The sequence below is a fragment of the Saliniferula longa genome, from assembly GCF_050789285.1.
GTDB lineage: Bacteria > Pseudomonadota > Alphaproteobacteria > Rhodobacterales > Rhodobacteraceae > CAVPWP01.
This window is the reverse complement of sequence record NZ_JBOUVX010000001.1, coordinates 266,447-282,078: the sequence shown is the minus strand read 5'-3', so window position 1 is coordinate 282,078 and position 15,632 is coordinate 266,447. Positions and strand designations below refer to the sequence as shown.

At 65.2% G+C, this 15,632-nt stretch carries 17 protein-coding genes and 1 tRNA gene; 9 read left to right on the top strand and 9 right to left on the bottom strand.

Annotated features, from left to right (window positions below):
- From cysT to ACRDNQ_RS01280, 5 genes are all read right to left on the bottom strand, one after another.
- On the bottom strand, positions 1 to 852 hold the full coding sequence (gene cysT / locus ACRDNQ_RS01300; protein WP_431826812.1) for a sulfate ABC transporter permease subunit CysT: 852 nt from the start codon (positions 850 to 852) through the stop codon (positions 1 to 3).
- A 4-nt stretch (positions 853 to 856) separates the two neighbouring features.
- Entirely contained in the window at positions 857 to 1,816 is a 960-nt protein-coding gene (locus tag ACRDNQ_RS01295) for a sulfate ABC transporter substrate-binding protein (RefSeq protein ID WP_431827834.1), read from the bottom strand.
- A 343-nt stretch (positions 1,817 to 2,159) separates the two neighbouring features.
- Entirely contained in the window at positions 2,160 to 2,624 is a 465-nt protein-coding gene (locus tag ACRDNQ_RS01290; protein WP_431826811.1) for an RrF2 family transcriptional regulator, read from the bottom strand.
- A gap of 525 nt (positions 2,625 to 3,149) precedes the next feature.
- Positions 3,150 to 4,565 carry an ATP-binding protein gene (locus ACRDNQ_RS01285; RefSeq protein WP_431826810.1) on the bottom strand — a complete coding sequence of 472 codons (1,416 nt, stop codon included), beginning with the start codon at positions 4,563 to 4,565 and terminating at the stop codon, positions 3,150 to 3,152.
- Complete coding sequence (locus tag ACRDNQ_RS01280) at positions 4,562 to 5,284, bottom strand: response regulator (protein WP_431826809.1); 723 nt, start codon at positions 5,282 to 5,284, stop codon at positions 4,562 to 4,564. Before ACRDNQ_RS01280 ends, ACRDNQ_RS01285 begins: the two co-directional genes overlap by 4 nt.
- Before the next feature lie 216 nt (positions 5,285 to 5,500).
- Here ACRDNQ_RS01280 and ACRDNQ_RS01275 point away from each other — a divergent pair, with 216 nt between their 5' ends.
- Positions 5,501 to 5,929, top strand: a complete 429-nt coding sequence (locus ACRDNQ_RS01275) for a hypothetical protein (protein WP_431826808.1) — start codon at positions 5,501 to 5,503, stop codon at positions 5,927 to 5,929.
- A gap of 335 nt (positions 5,930 to 6,264) precedes the next feature.
- Positions 6,265 to 6,711, top strand: a complete 447-nt coding sequence (locus ACRDNQ_RS01270) for a hypothetical protein (protein WP_431826807.1) — start codon at positions 6,265 to 6,267, stop codon at positions 6,709 to 6,711.
- A gap of 673 nt (positions 6,712 to 7,384) precedes the next feature.
- Here the strand turns inward: ACRDNQ_RS01270 and ACRDNQ_RS01265 are convergent.
- Positions 7,385 to 7,460, bottom strand: a tRNA-Thr gene (locus tag ACRDNQ_RS01265).
- 137 nt (positions 7,461 to 7,597) lie between these two features.
- On the opposite strand from ACRDNQ_RS01265, the gene ACRDNQ_RS01260 reads away from it, so the two are divergent.
- On the top strand, positions 7,598 to 8,476 hold the full coding sequence (locus tag ACRDNQ_RS01260; protein WP_431826806.1) for a hypothetical protein: 879 nt from the start codon (positions 7,598 to 7,600) through the stop codon (positions 8,474 to 8,476).
- A gap of 16 nt (positions 8,477 to 8,492) precedes the next feature.
- Here ACRDNQ_RS01260 and ACRDNQ_RS01255 read toward each other — a convergent pair whose 3' ends face one another.
- Entirely contained in the window at positions 8,493 to 8,774 is a 282-nt protein-coding gene (locus ACRDNQ_RS01255) for a DUF2312 domain-containing protein (protein ID WP_431826805.1), read from the bottom strand.
- Between the two features lie 171 nt (positions 8,775 to 8,945).
- Between ACRDNQ_RS01255 and ACRDNQ_RS01250 the strand changes: the two genes are divergently transcribed.
- Both ACRDNQ_RS01250 and ACRDNQ_RS01245 read left to right on the top strand, forming a co-directional pair.
- Positions 8,946 to 9,161: a hypothetical protein gene (locus ACRDNQ_RS01250; protein WP_431826804.1), complete on the top strand. Its 216-nt coding sequence runs from the start codon at positions 8,946 to 8,948 to the stop codon at positions 9,159 to 9,161.
- Between the two features lie 95 nt (positions 9,162 to 9,256).
- A complete protein-coding gene (locus ACRDNQ_RS01245) occupies positions 9,257 to 10,168 on the top strand; it encodes a pirin family protein (protein ID WP_431826803.1) in 912 nt (303 codons plus the stop codon).
- Positions 10,169 to 10,190: 22 nt separating this feature from the next.
- Here ACRDNQ_RS01245 and ACRDNQ_RS01240 read toward each other — a convergent pair whose 3' ends face one another.
- The gene (locus ACRDNQ_RS01240; RefSeq protein WP_431826802.1) at positions 10,191 to 10,778 is read right to left on the bottom strand and encodes a TetR/AcrR family transcriptional regulator; all 588 of its coding nucleotides are present in this window, start codon (positions 10,776 to 10,778) and stop codon (positions 10,191 to 10,193) included.
- 111 nt (positions 10,779 to 10,889) lie between these two features.
- On the opposite strand from ACRDNQ_RS01240, the gene ACRDNQ_RS01235 reads away from it, so the two are divergent.
- Positions 10,890 to 11,144 (top strand): hypothetical protein, encoded by a 255-nt coding sequence (locus ACRDNQ_RS01235; protein ID WP_431826801.1) that lies wholly within the window; start codon positions 10,890 to 10,892, stop codon positions 11,142 to 11,144.
- Between the two features lie 88 nt (positions 11,145 to 11,232).
- Positions 11,233 to 12,519 carry a homoserine dehydrogenase gene (locus tag ACRDNQ_RS01230; RefSeq protein WP_431826800.1) on the top strand — a complete coding sequence of 429 codons (1,287 nt, stop codon included), beginning with the start codon at positions 11,233 to 11,235 and terminating at the stop codon, positions 12,517 to 12,519.
- A gap of 1 nt (position 12,520) precedes the next feature.
- Here ACRDNQ_RS01230 and ACRDNQ_RS01225 read toward each other — a convergent pair whose 3' ends face one another.
- Positions 12,521 to 12,826, bottom strand: coding sequence for an acylphosphatase (locus tag ACRDNQ_RS01225; RefSeq protein ID WP_431826799.1), 306 nt, complete (start codon positions 12,824 to 12,826; stop codon positions 12,521 to 12,523).
- Positions 12,827 to 13,029: 203 nt separating this feature from the next.
- Between ACRDNQ_RS01225 and lepA the strand changes: the two genes are divergently transcribed.
- Together lepA and ACRDNQ_RS01215 are read left to right on the top strand one after the other, a co-directional pair.
- A complete protein-coding gene (lepA, locus tag ACRDNQ_RS01220; protein WP_431826798.1) occupies positions 13,030 to 14,829 on the top strand; it encodes a translation elongation factor 4 in 1,800 nt (599 codons plus the stop codon).
- 107 nt (positions 14,830 to 14,936) lie between these two features.
- Positions 14,937 to 15,581: a hypothetical protein gene (locus tag ACRDNQ_RS01215; RefSeq protein WP_431826797.1), complete on the top strand. Its 645-nt coding sequence runs from the start codon at positions 14,937 to 14,939 to the stop codon at positions 15,579 to 15,581.
- Positions 15,582 to 15,632: the final 51 nt, after the last annotated feature.

Here is a 15,632-nt window from a genome sequence, read left to right as displayed (position 1 = left end):
TCACACCGCGCCCATGCGGCGGCGGCTCCAGATCTGGATAAGGTTGATCGCGAGGAGCAGCGCGAAGGAGATGGTGAGCATCGCGATGGCGATGGCGACAGCGCCGTCGTAGTCGAACTCCTCAAGCCGGATCACGATGAGCAAGGGCGCGATCTCGGTCACGTTGGGCAGGTTGCCCGCGATGAAGATGACCGACCCGTATTCCCCCACCGACCGCGCGAGGGCCAGCGCGAAGCCCGTAAGCGCCGCGGGCGCCAGCATCGGCAGAATCACGTGGCTGACGGTGCGAAGACGCGAGGCGCCGAGCGTGGCCGAGACCTCTTCCGTCTCGCGGTCGATCTCCTCGATCACGGGCTGGACGGTGCGCACCACGAAGGGAAGCCCCACGAAGGCGAGCGCGATCCAGATGCCGATCTCTGTGTAGGCGACGCGCAGCCCGAAGATCTCCATCAGGGGCGCCCCGAGCGCACCATTCGGCGCATAGATTGCCGTCAGCGCAATGCCCGCCACCGCCGTCGGCAAGGCGAAGGGCAGGTCCACCGCGGCGTCGAGGATGCGCTTGCCGGGAAAGCGGTAGCGCACCAGCACCCAGGCAAGGATCACGCCGAAGACAAGATTGAAGAGCGAGGCGATCAGCGCCGCGCGGAAGCTCAGTTCCAGCGCCGCCCAGACGCGCGGACGGTTGATGACCTCCCACATCGCTCCGGGGCCCGCGACGAAGAAGCCCCGCCACAGCAGAACGCCCATCGGGATCAGCACGACGACGGAAAGCATCGTCACCATGATTCCGAACGACAACCCCCACCCCGGCATCGGGGTGGGCGCCTTCAGTGAATAGCCGCGCGAGGTCATGGGCCTACTCGCTGTAGATCTGGTCGAAGATGCCGCCGTCGCCGAAGTGCGTCGGCTGCACCTCGGCCCAGCCGCCGAAGTGGCTGATCGGAAGGAGGTCCACTTCGGGAAAGCGGGCGACGTCCTCGGGCGCGGCGAGCGAGGTGTCCCAGGCCCGGTAGAAGTGCCTGAGCGCCAGCGCCTGCGCCTCGGGGCTGTAGAGTTGCTCGAGATAGGCGGTGGCCAACGCGCGGGTCGCGTCGTCGGGGATATTGCCCTCGACCAACGCCACCGGCGGCTCGGCGAGCACCGACACCGACGGCACGACGATGTCGAACCGATCCTCGCCCAGTTCCTTCAGGGCGAGGTAGGCCTCATTCTCCCAGGCAAGGAGGACGTCGCCGATCCCGCGCTGCGCGAAGGTCGTCGTCGATCCGCGTGCGCCGGTGTCGAGCACGGGGACATTCTCGTATAGCGCGGCGACGAAGGCCTGGGGGTCAAGCCCGTTCGCTTCGGCGTAGCCCCAGGCGGCAAGGTAATTCCACCGCGCCCCGCCGCTTGTCTTCGGGTTGGGCGTGATGACCTGCACGCCCTCGGCCACGAGATCGTCCCAGTCCGAGATGCCCCTGGGGTTCCCTTCGCGCACGAGGAACACGATCGTCGAGGTGTAGGGCGCGGAGTTGTGCGGCAGCTTCGACTGCCAGTCCACCGGGATCTTGCCCGAGTTCGCGGCGACGGCGTCGATGTCGCTGGCGAGCGCAAGCGTCACCACCTGCGCGGCAAGCCCGTCGATCACCGCACGCGCCTGTGCGCCCGACCCGCCGTGCGAAGTCTCGATGACGGGGCGTGGGTTGCCCTGCGCTTCCCACCAGGTTGCGAACCAGTCGTTGTACGCGCGGTAGAACTCGCGCGTCGGGTCGTAGCTGACGTTCAGCAGAGACTGGGCCGAAGCCGGTGCGGCCGACAGCATGGCCGCCGAAGGCATCCCCACGGCAACCGCCAGGGTGAACATCCGCATGAAGCCTAGGATGCGTTCGGGGCCCTTGCCGCGCGACGCCTCGGCGTCCGGCCCCTCGGCCTTGACGTGGGCGCTGGCCGGTCGTGGCTGCCGGCGGTCGTTGGGCAGCACCGCGCGGTCGAAGGCAGTCGGGCGTCTGTCGATCAATCGCATTCCGTCGTCTCCACCAGGGGGCCGCGCGTGGCGGCATATTGACGATCATCACGACAGATTCAGTCGAGAAAAGCAACAGAATAATCACGTCCATTTTTGTCGTGATAAGAGAAGGATCTTCTCCGGCGCCCTCTGCCGGTCAGGCCCCGGCCGTCGCTCAGGCCTTCGGCGTCTGCGGTGTTTCCCGTGCCGCGACCAGGCCGGGCTTCTCCGCGAGGTCCGCCAGCGTCAGCGACTCGATGAGGATCAGATAGGACCAGAAGACCTCGCCGAAGACGTCCCGCAGCCGGCACGCGGCCTCGTCCGGGCAATCCTCGCAGCGCTGATACGCCCGGCGCGACAGACACGGGAGCGGCGCGATGGGTCCGTCGATGAGCCGCATGAGTTCGCTCAGAGGAACTTCACGGGGCTCCTTGATCAGCACGTAGCCCCCGTTCCGGCCGCGCACCGAGGCGATGAAGCCCGCGTTGCGGATCTCGAGCAGGATGTGCTCGAGGAACCGCTTCGGCGCCCCCGACCGAGTCGCGATCTCTTCGATCCGCAGCGGACGCCCCTCCCCCGCCTGCTCGGCGGCGAGTTCCATGAGGGCCTTCAGCGCGTACTTCATCTTCTGGGTGATCATGGCCCCAGTTACGCCGCGCGGCACCCTGGGTTCAACAGAAAACCCGCGCGACCAAGTCGTGTATCGAAACATCCGCGCGCTGCAGGCCCCAGATCGGGCTTGGCTGGCGGGTCGGGGTCGCCCCGGACGTGGAGATCCGGATTCCTCTGGCAGGTGTCGGCGCTGGGCCGTCCCTTCAACTTCAGCGGCGGCCGATCAGGTCAGATGGCAGTGCGGCGGTTGACTCCAAACGGGTCGAAGGTCGCACCTTCGCTGCCGCATGAACGAAGGTCCACTTGATCAACGACGCTGAAGTCCAAGTGGCAGCGCACCAGGACAGAGTGGAACCCGCTGCGGATCTCCAATGGCGGTTGCACCACTGCTCGTGTTCGTCGAATTTTGCCAGTGTCGGACTTTCGCTTCGATCAGGTATTCGATGCCGCTTGAGGCTTCGTTGATTGAAGGCAGCCTGGCAACGCGGGCACCACGACGCGCGAAAGACTCCCCAAACGACAAGGATCTCGCTTCACAGACTGAGCAAGGGCGCTAGCGGGCGTAAGGCTTGCCGGGCTGTTTCCTCATCGAGGTTTCCGCTTGCGGAAGGCTTACGCGCGCGAGGAGACCGCCGGTCGGCCTGTTCAGCAGCACGACTTTGCCGCCATGTTCCTCGATGATTGTCTGTGCGATGCTCAGACCCAGACCGACGCCGTCCGGATGCAGCGCGTGGTCGGACGCCAGGCGTCGAAACGGCTGAAAGACCGTTTCAATTTCGTTTTCCGGAATTCCCGGTCCATCGTCCCCGACCTCGATTACCAGATCGTGACCGCGAACGGCCAGCGTCACCCAAGCGCTTGAACCGTAGGTGATCGCATTCTTTATGATGTTGGTGACCGCCCGCTTCATCGCCAGCCTCTTGCACATGTAGCGGATCCCGTCGGGCCCTTGGTAGGTGATGTCGGCGCCGTCATCGGCAAAATCGTCGCAAATGCTTTCGACCAGACTGCCCATGTCCACGGTGGTGCGGGCTTCGCTGTCACCGGAGGCTCGGGCGAAATCGAGGAATGTTCCGATGATCGTGTTCATCTCGTCGAGCGTTGCGAGGGTCTTGTTGCGCTCGTCCGACTCCGGCGCGAGTTCCGTGCGCAGCCGGATCTGCGTGATCGGGGTGCGGAGATCGTGCGAGATTGCCGCGAGCATGCCGGTTCGTCCCTCAATCTGGCGGAGAAGCCGCGCCTGCATGGCGTTGAAGGCGCGCGCCGCAACGCGCACTTCAGCGGGCCCCTTCTCGCTCAGCGGCTCGGCGGTCAGGTCATGTCCCAGACGTTGCGCGGCCAGCGCCAGGTCATTCAAGGGCGCCGTCACGCGGTTGACGAGCCACAGCGCAACGATCCCAAGCCCAAAAACCGCGCTCAGCAGGTTCAGGGCGAGGAACGTCGGCAGATAGCTGGCTGTCGGAGCCGTCTGACCAAGGAAATTCAGCCACTCATGCTCTGCGTGATTGATCGACAGAACGAATGAAAGGCGTTCGGCGGCGTCCACGCCGGCCTCCGCTTGGGCCCCTGCCGGCCCGGCAGGGATGACCAGGCGCGCTGGAAGCTCGGGCCGGAACCAAACGATGATCTCGTTGTGGCGTATGCGCGGGACGAGGTCCGAGATATAGGCCTCAAGCTCGAGTTCCTCTTCGGTTGGCTGGTCATTCCTGAACGGTGCCGTCGTGGTTACCCAGACCCGGAAGGCTCGGCTGTCCGAGGCGGCGACGATATCGGCATTCCAGTCATCGGGGATATCGCGCAGCAGGCGGCTTACCCCCGCCGCGCGCTCGGACATGTCAAGCCCGTCCTGAAGGATCAGCGTGTCCTGCTTGTCCCGGGAATAAAGCGCGTAGCCAACCGTATTGGACACGACGAGACCTGCGATCACGATCGCCGCGGTGCGGGCCCTCAGGCTGTCGAACGCCTTCATTCCGTGGAGACGTCCGGTGCGAAAAGATACCCGCCGCCCCAGACGGTCTTTATCGCTCGGGGCTCCTTCGGATCGTCTCCGAGCTTTTTGCGCAAGCGGCTGATCTGGATGTCGACGCTGCGGTCGAAGACCGCCGCGGCGCGGCCCCGGGTGAGGTCCAGAAGCTGGTCACGGGTCAGCGTTCGCTGCGGGCGCTGCACGAGCGCCAGAAGAAGGTCGAATTCCCCACTGCTCAACGACAAGACGACGCTTTCGGGACTTAGCAACTCCCGCTTTCCGACATCAAGGCGCCAGCCGTCGAAGCAATAGAAGCGCACCTGATCCGCCTGCCTGGCCTCGGATTCAGCCCCCCCGCGGCGCAACACGGCTTTCACGCGGGCGGTCAGTTCGCGACTGTTGAAGGGCTTTGGAAGGTAATCATCCGCCCCCATTTCAAGCCCGAGGATGCGGTCGATGTCGTCGCCCTTCGCGGTCAGCATTATGATGGGGGTCGTATCGTTGGCCCCCCGGAGTTCCCGGCACAGGGCTAGGCCGTCCTTGCCCGGCAACATGATGTCAAGCACGATGAGGTCGATGGCCCCGTCGGCGAGCGCGCGCCGCATGGCCACGCCGTCTTCCGCCCGACTGATCCGAAAGCCGTCACGCTCGAGGACCTTGCCGACGAGGTCCCGGATTTCGCGGTCGTCGTCAACAACGAGAATATGTCGGGTTCTGCTCACGCGGGTCGTGCTTCTTCACCGAAATCGAGGTCTAGTTGCCACAGGCCGCCGGCACTGGCAAAGCGGCGCAGGGCGGCGGCGACCGCCTTTTTTGTAACAGAGTTTTGCTGGACCCGCTCTCCATATCGGCTGTTACAACTTCGTCGAACGCTACGGGAAGAACGCAGCCTTCGGTTGGCTATATGTGCCCCACGATCACAGTGAACGGAGGTTCATATGACCGACACAGCATCGCACTGCGCCGAAAAGGCCGGGCCCAGCCGCCGCCGATCCAATGCCGCATCGACCCTCGCAAGCCGCGACACGGCGTCGGACGCGGGTCTTGACCGAGCCAAGTCGGTTGCGGTCTCCGCGCAAGAGATTTCAGAACTCGTTTCCGGCGCGCTTCAGGATGCCATGTTGGCCGCCGCACAGCCCTGTCCGGGGACCTATCTGGATGTTCTCGAAGGGCGGAAACGCAACGACGTCATTGCGCAGATGAACGGTTTGCCCTCGATCCAGTTGTGCCATCCTGTTGTTCAGGCCGAAGTCCTGAAGGAGTTCGCCATGATGCGCGCACAGAGCAAGCTTGCGAATGGCATTCTCGATGTCATTCGGGGCTATGCACGCTCCAAGGGACGCGCGGCGATGGTTGCGATGACTTGAAGAAATGCCTCTGGTGGTTCTGCCTGTCCCCGCAGCCACCGAGCCCTGGGCGGATCGGATCCCTGTTCCCCATGCCCCGATCCGCCCACCTTTTCTTGAGAAGGAGCCATGGAATGTTCTTGCCGGACGTGCGGAGAACCCTGACTTACATCGGCCCCACCCGCAGTACACGTTGGGCACGCGTGCCCCCGAAGACGTCCGTGTACACAAGGTTCAGCGAACCATCGCCGGAAATCTGTGCGGTCGTGCGCAAGCGCAGGGAGGGACTGCCCACCCAGCCTTCTGTCGCGCCGGGACAGTTCTGGACGGGCCCTGCGTCATATGGGGTGCATCCGGTGCACAAACGTGCAGCGGCGCGGTCGGGTCTTGCCTCATCCGATGCCCTGATCATCACTCGTTTCTTGCTGTCCGAGGCCGATGACACGACGGTGCAGCTGTTGGGAACGCCCATCGAAGGGCGAACGGTCCTCGACTTCGATCTGGGCGGTCTGGAGCTTGCATGGCACAGCGATCTGATGCGGGCGTTGGAAGATCGCGCGGCCATGTGGAGCGTGTTGCGCCTCGTTCAGCCAAAGGGTGATCTGCTGCTCGAACATATCGTGATGCCGTGGCGGACCGAGGCCGGGCAACTGGCTTTGGTCGGCTGGTATCATCGTGTGGGCGGGAGCTTCGAGGGCAACCCGATCTGGTCGGATGTCACCGCTGTTGGGCGCGAGCGACGCTGCCAGAGGATCTCGGGTATCCTCCCGGAGGCCGCGCCGTCCGGTCCTGTCCGACCGTAGTCAGAGCGGCGTCACAAGGCCCGGAATAGAAATCGACTTGCGGCTGTATGGCGCGTCCCGACGGGGCCGGGACGGCGCCAGACAGGAAATGACAGGTGTTGTGGGTTGCCCTGCGTGCCGTCGGGCGATCATCGCCAGGGATCAGTTCGCGGAGGACGAGGTTTTCCAGCTTACCCTTTTTCGTCCGGGTGTGTGGTTCCGCGTGCTGCGGTCCGGCGGCGGCTGAAGGGTCGTCGCCGGATCGATTGCTTCCGGCGCATCAGTTCTCGAGCGGGCACAAGGCTCAAAGGTCGGGTCGGAAAACTGTTCGGCATCGGTCCCGCACTTGGGTTGCCCACGATATCCGGTGCAGGGACGCCAACGGTATGGCGCGCCTCGACGCCATTGACCGTGTGGTCACCCATGAGCTTTGTCACGTGGCGGGGCCTCATCACGCGCCACCTTTCTCGAGCGACTCGATAAAGCGATGCCCGACTGGGAGCGTCGCAAGCAGAGACTGGACGGGGCCTTGGCGTCAGAGCCTGCGATCCCTGCAGGGTGAGGTCGGGGATTCGGACGATGCCTTGGGTCCAGACATGGCAGTTGCGCGCAACATCCAAACAGAAACGGCGCGCGATGCTGGCTACTCTGTGGCCAAAGGCCAATCGTCAAGGGCCATAAGTCACGGGTTTCATGGTGCCCCCAGAGAGACTCGAACTCCCGACCCACTGATTACAAATCAGTTGCTCTACCAGCTGAGCTATAGGGGCACGCGACTGCAATAATCCTGCGCGGGTCCAAGGGCAAGCGTCTCGGCCTGTGCGAAGACGTCTGTCCGGGGTTTCTTAACACGGCATTCCCAATATAGTCCCCCCAATCCACCCGGCGAAGGGACCCCGTCCGCCCCATGCAGGTCGTCTTTCATCTTGGCGCCCACCAGACCGACCATGGGCTTCTGCTGCGGTCGCTGCTGCGCAACGCCGACCTGCTGTTGGCCGAAGAGGTCGTCGTTCCCGGGCCTAGCCGGTATCGCAAGCTCATCGGCGACCTCGTGGGCACCCTTCGCGGGGCCGAACCGGATGAGATCGTCCAGGAAACGCTGTTCGAATCGGTCCTCGATATGGACGAGCCCGAGCGGCTGATCCTGACCTCGGACAGTTTCATCTGCGTGCCCGAGCGCGCGCTCGAGGCCGGGCGGCTTTACAACCGCGCCTACAAGACCGCGTGGCTGCGCGCGCTGTTCCCGGGCTGCGAGTCGGTCTTCGCGATGGCGCTGCGCAACCCCGCAACGCTGGTGCCGGCGCTCCTGGCGTCGAACCGCCTGCGCGGCACCAGCTACCAGGCCTTCACCGGCGGCGCCGACCCGCGTGCCTTCCGCTGGACCGACGCGATCCTGCGCGTGCAGGCGGCCAATCCAGGCTGTCCGCTGATCCTGTGGTGCAACGAGGATACGCCGCTGATCTGGGGCGACATCCTGCACGCGCTGACCGGCCTGCCCGACGATCTGACGCTTGAGGGGGAATACGACATGCTGGCGCAGGTGATGCAGCGCGCGGGCATGGCAGAACTGGCCCGACATGTCGCCGAGCACCCGCGCGAGGCGCCCCAGGCGCGGCGCGAGAAGATCCTCGATCTGCTGGACGAGCACGCCGCGCTTGACCGGCTCGACATCGAGATCGACCTGCCCGGCTGGACGCAGGATCTGGTCGAAGAGATCACCGCCACCTACGACGCGGACGTCGCCACGCTGAGCGCCATGGACGGGATCACGCTCATCAAGCCGTGATGGGCAAGGCGCGGCCTCACATTCCCAGGGCCTGCTTGTACATCTCGAGAACCGCCTCTTCCTCGGCGATCTCGTCGCGGTCGCGCTTGCGCAGCGCGATGACCTTGCGCATGACCTTGGTGTCATAGCCACGCGCCTTGGCTTCGGCCATCACTTCCTTCTGCTGGTCGGCGATGTCCTTCTTCTCGGCCTCGAGGCGTTCCCAGCGTTCGATGAACTGGCGCAGTTCGTCTGCGGTGACGCGGTAGGTGGCGTCGGTGACGGTGGGTTCGGGAATGTCGGTCGCGGTGTCGCTCATGCTCGGGCCTCCATGTCAGGGCGCCTGACTAGCGGCGCGCCGGCGCTGCCGCAAGGCCCTGTCGGCGGCCCGTCCGCCATGTGACCGGGGGTCTCCGGGGCTTGCCGGGGCGGGCGCCATCGGCTAGGCGCGGAACCGCGGCAGGAAACCCTGACCGGGATCGGAGGGCGCATGGAACTTCTTGTCTGGATCGGCGCGGGACTGACGCTGCTTGGGCTTCTCGGCCTTGTGTGGTGCATCCTTCTTGCCGTCCGCGCCCGCCGCGCGGGGCTTTCGGACGAAGACCTGCGCGCCCGGCTGCAAAAGGTGGTGGCGCTGAACCTGGGCGCGCTTGCCGTCTCGGCGCTGGGGCTCATGGCGGTGATCGTGGGCATCTTCCTGGGCTGAGGCGCACAGGACCTGCGGGCCGCCGCACAGCCCACGCGCTGGACCGGACGTGGCGCAACGCCTATCTGACAGGAGCGCCAGCACAGGGGGTCGCCATGTCCATCCGTCCCGTCATCGCCCAGTCAAAGGCCGTCCCGACGATGGAGGGGGCGGGCGTCAAGCTGCACCGCGCCTTCGGCTTCGACGACCCCACGATGCTGGACCCCTTCCTGTTGTTCGACGATTTCCGCAACGAGCGCCCGCAGGACTACCTGCGCGGCTTTCCCTGGCATCCGCACCGCGGGATCGAGACGATCACCTATGTCCTTGACGGCACGGTCGAGCACGCGGATTCGCTGGGCAACCGCGGCACGCTGGGCGCGGGGTCGGTGCAGTGGATGACGGCCGGGTCGGGAATCCTGCATCAGGAGATGCCGAAGGGCGCGGCCAATGGCCGGATGCATGGCTTTCAGCTTTGGGGAAACCTGCCCTCGGCGCTGAAGATGACCGCGCCGCGCTATCAGGATATCGGGGCACTCGACATCCCCGAGGTGATCGACGACGACGGCACGCGGGTGAAGGTCGTCGTGGGAAAGTTCTGGGGCAAGCGCGGCCCGGTCGACGGGATCGCGGCCGATCCGCAGTACCTCGACATCACCGTGCCGGCGGGGCTGCGCAAGACCTTCCGCATCGACACCTATCGCCGCGCCTTCGCCTATGTCTTCGCCGGCTCGGGCCGCTTCACCGATGCCTCGGCGCCGCAGGGCGTGCTTCTGGAGAAGGAGGTCCTGGGACGCGAGGTCGCGATCCGCGACCTGTCGGGCGACCGCACGCTGATCCGCTTCGGCACGGGCGACGAGGTGACCGTTACCGCCGGGCCTGACGGCCTGCGTTTTCTTCTGATCTCGGGCGCGCCGATCGAAGAGCCCGTGGCCTGGCACGGACCGATCGTCATGAACACCCGCGAAGAGCTCATGCAGGCCATGGCCGAGCTGCGCAACGGAACCTTCATCCGCGCCCCGCACTAGGGGCGCGGGCCGGGCATCCCGCTCAGGCGCCGACCGCCCGGCGTGCAAGGTCCCAATAGATTTCTTCCACGCGGGCGCGGCTGAGCCGCCCGCCTTCGCGGTACCAGGTGTTGACCCCGGTCAGCATCGCGATCAGCGCCATCGTGGTCAGGCGCGCGTCGGGAACCTCGAAGGCGGCCTTTGCCTGGCCGTCCACCAGAATGGCTTCCAGCGCGGCCTCGTAGCGCCGGCGCAGCGCCTCGATCGCGGCGAAGTTGCCGGGCGCGAGGTTGCGCAGTTCCATGTAGGCGATGAAGACCGCGTCCGGACGGTCGAGGTGGAAGCAGATGTGGAAACGGCAGAACGCCTCGAGCCGGGGCAAGGGCGCGCCGCCCGGGTCCGCCTCGGCCCAGGCGGCCAGAAGCTCTTCCAGATGGGCGCGCATCATGTCGAACAGAAGCGTCTGCTTGTCGGGGGTGTAGAGATAAAGCGCGCCGGCCTGCAAACCTACTTCGGCCGCGATCTGGCGCATCGACACCGCGGCGAAGCCATGCCGGGCGATCAGGCGCTCGGCCGCCGCGCGCACGCGCGGACCCGTCACGTCGGCATGAGATCCGGTTTTCCTGGCCATGCCCCACGTTTATCTGAACATCCGTTCAGTTCAATCCCCGATCCCGGTCCGTCCCTTGCAGGCCAAGCCTGGCCGCCCTACCCTGCGCCAAACCCGCGACGCGATGGCCCGATGCGCCCTGTTCCCGCCCTTCTTGCCCTGCTGATCGTCGCGGCCTGCGGCGACTTCCCGCTGGCGGGCGACCCGACCGGGGTTGACGGCTATCCCGGCCTCCTGCCCCTGTCGCAGGCGCTTGAGGGCGTGCCCGAGAACGCCGACGAAGCCGCCGCCGTCTTCGCCGCCGAGGCCGAAACCGACGCGGCCCTGCAGGCCCAGGCGGCGGCGTTGCAATCACGGGCCGACGCGCTGCTTGCCACAACCCCCTGAGGATCGCCGCCTGAGGGTCGATTGCCGACGCGCCCGCTTTCGTCTAACACCCCGGGGTGACGCCAGAAACGGACGGGAGCCTGACACGATGACCACCCCCTTGCGCCTTGGGATCGCGGGACTTGGCACGGTCGGCACCGGCACCGTGAAGATCGTGCAGCGCATGGCGAACCGACTGACGGCCCGCGCCGGACGGCCGATCGCGATCTCGGCCGTCTCGGCGCGCACCCGTGACAAGAACCGCGGCGTGTCGCTGTCGGCCTATGCCTGGGAAGACGATCCCGTGGCGCTTGCCACCCGCGACGACGTCGACGTCTTCGTCGAGCTCATGGGCGGCTCCGATGGCCCGGCCCTGGCCGCGACGCGCGCCGCGCTGAAGGCCGGCAAGCACGTGGTCACCGCGAACAAGGCGATGCTGGCGATCCACGGTCAGGAACTGGCCGAACTGGCCGAGGCGCAGGGCGTCACGATCCGCTTCGAAGCCGCCGTAGCGGGCGGCATTCCCGTCATCAAGGCGCTGGGCGAAAGCCTGGCCGCCAACCAGGTCACCCGCGTGCTCGGCGTGATGAACGGCACGTGCAACTACATCCTGACCCGGATGGAAAGTGCGGGCCTGACCTATGACGAGGTCTTCGCCGAAGCCGACGCGCTGGGTTATCTCGAAGCTGACCCGACGCTGGACGTGGGCGGCATCGACGCGGGCCACAAGCTGGCGCTGCTGGCCGCGCTTGCCTTTGGCACGCAGGTCGACTTCAAGGGGATCGAGATCGAGGGGATCGAGCAGGTCTCGATCGAGGATATCGAGCAGGCCGCCGACATGGGCTTCCGGATCAAGCTTCTGGGCGTGGCGCAAATGACAGGCCGCGGGCTTGAACAGCGCATGTCGCCCTGCCTTGTCCCGGCCACCAGCCCGCTGGGCCAGCTGGAGGGCGCCACCAACATGGTCGTGCTGGAAGGCGACGCCGTGCGCCGGATCGTGCTTTCGGGCCCCGGCGCGGGCGAAGGCCCGACGGCCAGCGCCGTCATGGGCGATGTGATGGACCTGGCGCGCGGCCTTCGCCTTCCGGTCTTCGGCCAGCCGGCGACGACGCTTCTGCCCGCGGCAAGCGCCGTGGCAGCGGGTGCGGCGCCCTTCTACCTGCGCATGCGCCTTCAGGACAAACCCGGCGCGCTGGCCAAGATCGCCGCGGTTCTCGGGGATGAGGGCATCTCGATCGACCGGATGCGCCAGCGCGAGCATACCGAGCCGTCGGCCACCGTCCTGATCGTCACGCACAAGGCCACCCGGGCCGCCATCGACGCCGCGATTGGCGGCATGCGGGGCACCGGAGTTCTGGTGGACGAACCCGTCGCGATCCGGATCGAGGACGTCTGACCTAGCGGATCACGCGAAAACCAAAGGCATCCGGCGCCGCGCCGGCTGCCGTTTCCACGCGATCCACCCGCGCCGCAGGCGGGCCGTCCCGCATGAGCGCGACCATCGCCCGCACCCTGTCCCCGGGGCCGTGCAACAGGGCCAGGACGGACCCGTCGGCCTCGTTCCTGACCCAGCCCGACAGACCCAGCCGCGTGGCCTCGGCGGCAGTCCAGCCGCGGTACCAGACGCCCTGAACCCGGCCCGTGACGCGGACCGAAAGCGTCAGCTGGGGCGGGGTGCCGGAGGGGGTCGTCGGGTCGGCCATGGCGCAAGCCTGCCATGGATATGTGTCGCCTGAAAGGCCGCCCGGCGGGGCAAGTTCCGGCAGCAACTGTGCACCAGCGCGGCGTCTCACCGTGCGCTGCGCTCAATTTCCATATATTTCAGATGCTTAAGCATTGACCGCCCCAGGAACATCCCGCACGGGCGCCATTGACGGCCCCCGATTTCCCCTCCATATCCCGGCCCATGACCGACCTCGCCCAGATCCGCAATTTCTCCATCGTGGCCCATATCGACCACGGCAAGTCGACGCTTGCCGACCGGCTCATCCAGCTGACCGGGACCGTGGCCGAACGCGACATGAAGGAGCAGATTCTCGACTCGATGGACATCGAGCGCGAGAGGGGCATCACCATCAAGGCCAACACCGTGCGGATCGAGTATCCGGCGAAGGACGGCAAGACCTATGTCCTGAACCTGATCGACACGCCGGGGCACGTCGACTTCGCCTACGAGGTCAGCCGGTCCATGCGCGCGGTCGAAGGCTCGCTTCTGGTGGTCGACGCCAGCCAGGGGGTCGAGGCGCAGACGCTGGCCAACGTCTATCAGGCGATCGACGCCGACCACGAGATCGTGCCGGTCCTCAACAAGATCGACCTGCCCGCGGCCGAGCCCGACCGCGTCAAGGCGCAGATCGAGGACGTGATCGGCATCGACGCCTCGGAGGCGATCCGCATCTCGGCCAAGACGGGCCTGGGCATCCCCGACGTGCTGGAAGCCATCGTCACCCGCCTGCCCGCGCCCAAGGGCGACCGGACCGCGCCCTTGAAGGCGATGCTGGTCGACAGCTGGTACGACAGCTATCTGGGCGTCGTCGTCATGATCCGCGTGATCGACGGGGTCATCCGCAAGAACGACCGCATCCTGATGATGCAGACCGGCGCCAAGTACCAGATCGACAAGCTGGCCGTCCTCAAGCCCGCGATGGTCGACATCGCCGAGCTTGGCCCGGGCGAGATCGGGGTGCTCACCGCCTCGATCAAGCAGGTGCGCGACACCCGCGTGGGCGACACGATCACGCACGAGAAAAAGCCCTGCGCCAAGCCGCTGCCTGGCTTCAAGCCGGCGCAGCCCGTGGTCTTCTGCGGCCTCTTCCCCGTCGACAGCGCCGAGTTCGACGACCTGCGCGACGCGATCGAGAAGCTGGCGCTGAACGACGCGAGCTTCTCGTATGAGATCGAGACCTCGGCCGCGCTTGGTTTCGGCTTCCGCTGCGGGTTCCTTGGCCTTCTCCACCTCGAGGTGATCCGCGACCGGATCGAGCGCGAGTACGACATCGACCTGATCACCACCGCGCCCTCGGTGGTCTATCACCTCTTCATGAAGGACGGGGAGATGCGCGAGCTGCACAACCCCGCCGACATGCCCGACCTGACCTATGTCGACCACATCGAGGAACCGCGCATCAAGGCCACGATCCTGGTGCCCGACGACTATCTGGGCGACGTGCTGAAGCTCTGCCAGGACCGGCGCGGCATCCAGCTTGAGCTGACCTACGCCGGCAGCCGGGCCATGGTGGTCTATGACCTGCCGCTGAACGAGGTCGTCTTCGACTTCTACGACCGGCTGAAGTCGGTGACGAAGGGCTACGCCAGCTTCGACTACCAGATGCTGGGCTACCGCGAGGACCGGCTTGTGAAGATGCAGGTCCTCGTCAACGACGAGCCCGTCGACGCGCTGTCGATGATGGTCCACCGCGACCGGGCCGAGATGCGCGGCCGCGCGATGGTGGAAAAGCTGAAGGACCTCATCCCCCGCCACATGTTCAAGATCCCGATCCAGGCGGCGATCGGCGGCAAGGTCATCGCGCGCGAGACGCTGTCGGCGCTGCGCAAGGACGTGACGGCAAAGTGCTATGGCGGCGACGTCACCCGGAAGAAGAAGCTTCTGGAAAAGCAGAAGGCCGGCAAGAAGAAGATGCGTCAGTTCGGCAAGGTCGAGATCCCGCAGGAAGCGTTCATCAATGCGTTGAAGATGGATGGGTGAGGGGAATCCGAACCTCCACTTCTTGTGATTGACAGCCAAGCCAATCATTTTTACTCAATTATGATCAGTACAAATTCCCATTCATGGCCTGTTGAAGGATTGGGTGTATGCCATTCGATAATGCGCCAGATTTCTTCGTCAAGCTGCATGCTGCTGCGATGGCAGCAGGAGCAGACTTGACCGCAGCCAATAGAGGTGGGTACGTTTTTGAACTCGCACCCACCAAACGTTGCATCGATGCTAGGAATCTCTCTCAGGCAGCAGCAAAGTACCGACTGGCGAAGGCATTTAGGTCTCTGACTCTGGAGGGCTATCCCGAAAGTTCGAACACTCCCCAGCACTACAGTGCGCAGGTAATGATGTCGCTTTCTGTAGTGGCCTTTGAGGCATACTGTCGCCTATTTGATGAGAAGTGGCACAGAGTATACTTCGATATCATTAGTTCAGAGTTGGCAACGGCACACTGCGCTACGTTCAATGAGATTCCTCTAGATGAAAAATTCTTTGTGCGCCTGAAGCGAGCGCAAGACGAGAAACTTGGTGCAAACCTGATTGCAAAAATTGAGGAGTTCGAAGGGGGAGAAGTTCGCAATCTATACGCTGTTGCTGTTGGCTTCCGAAACGCATTTTCGCACGGCCGCCTTGGAACGCTTGAAGGAACAGCGGAAGTTGGACCCTGCCTAAGGAACTTCATCCTAGAAGCGATCAAGCTCGATTGTGAGCAGAGATTCGCCACGATGACTAAGAAATAGAGTTCTTTCGTTTGGCTGCGTAGTAGCAAGCCGTAGTGTGGTAGCAAGCCG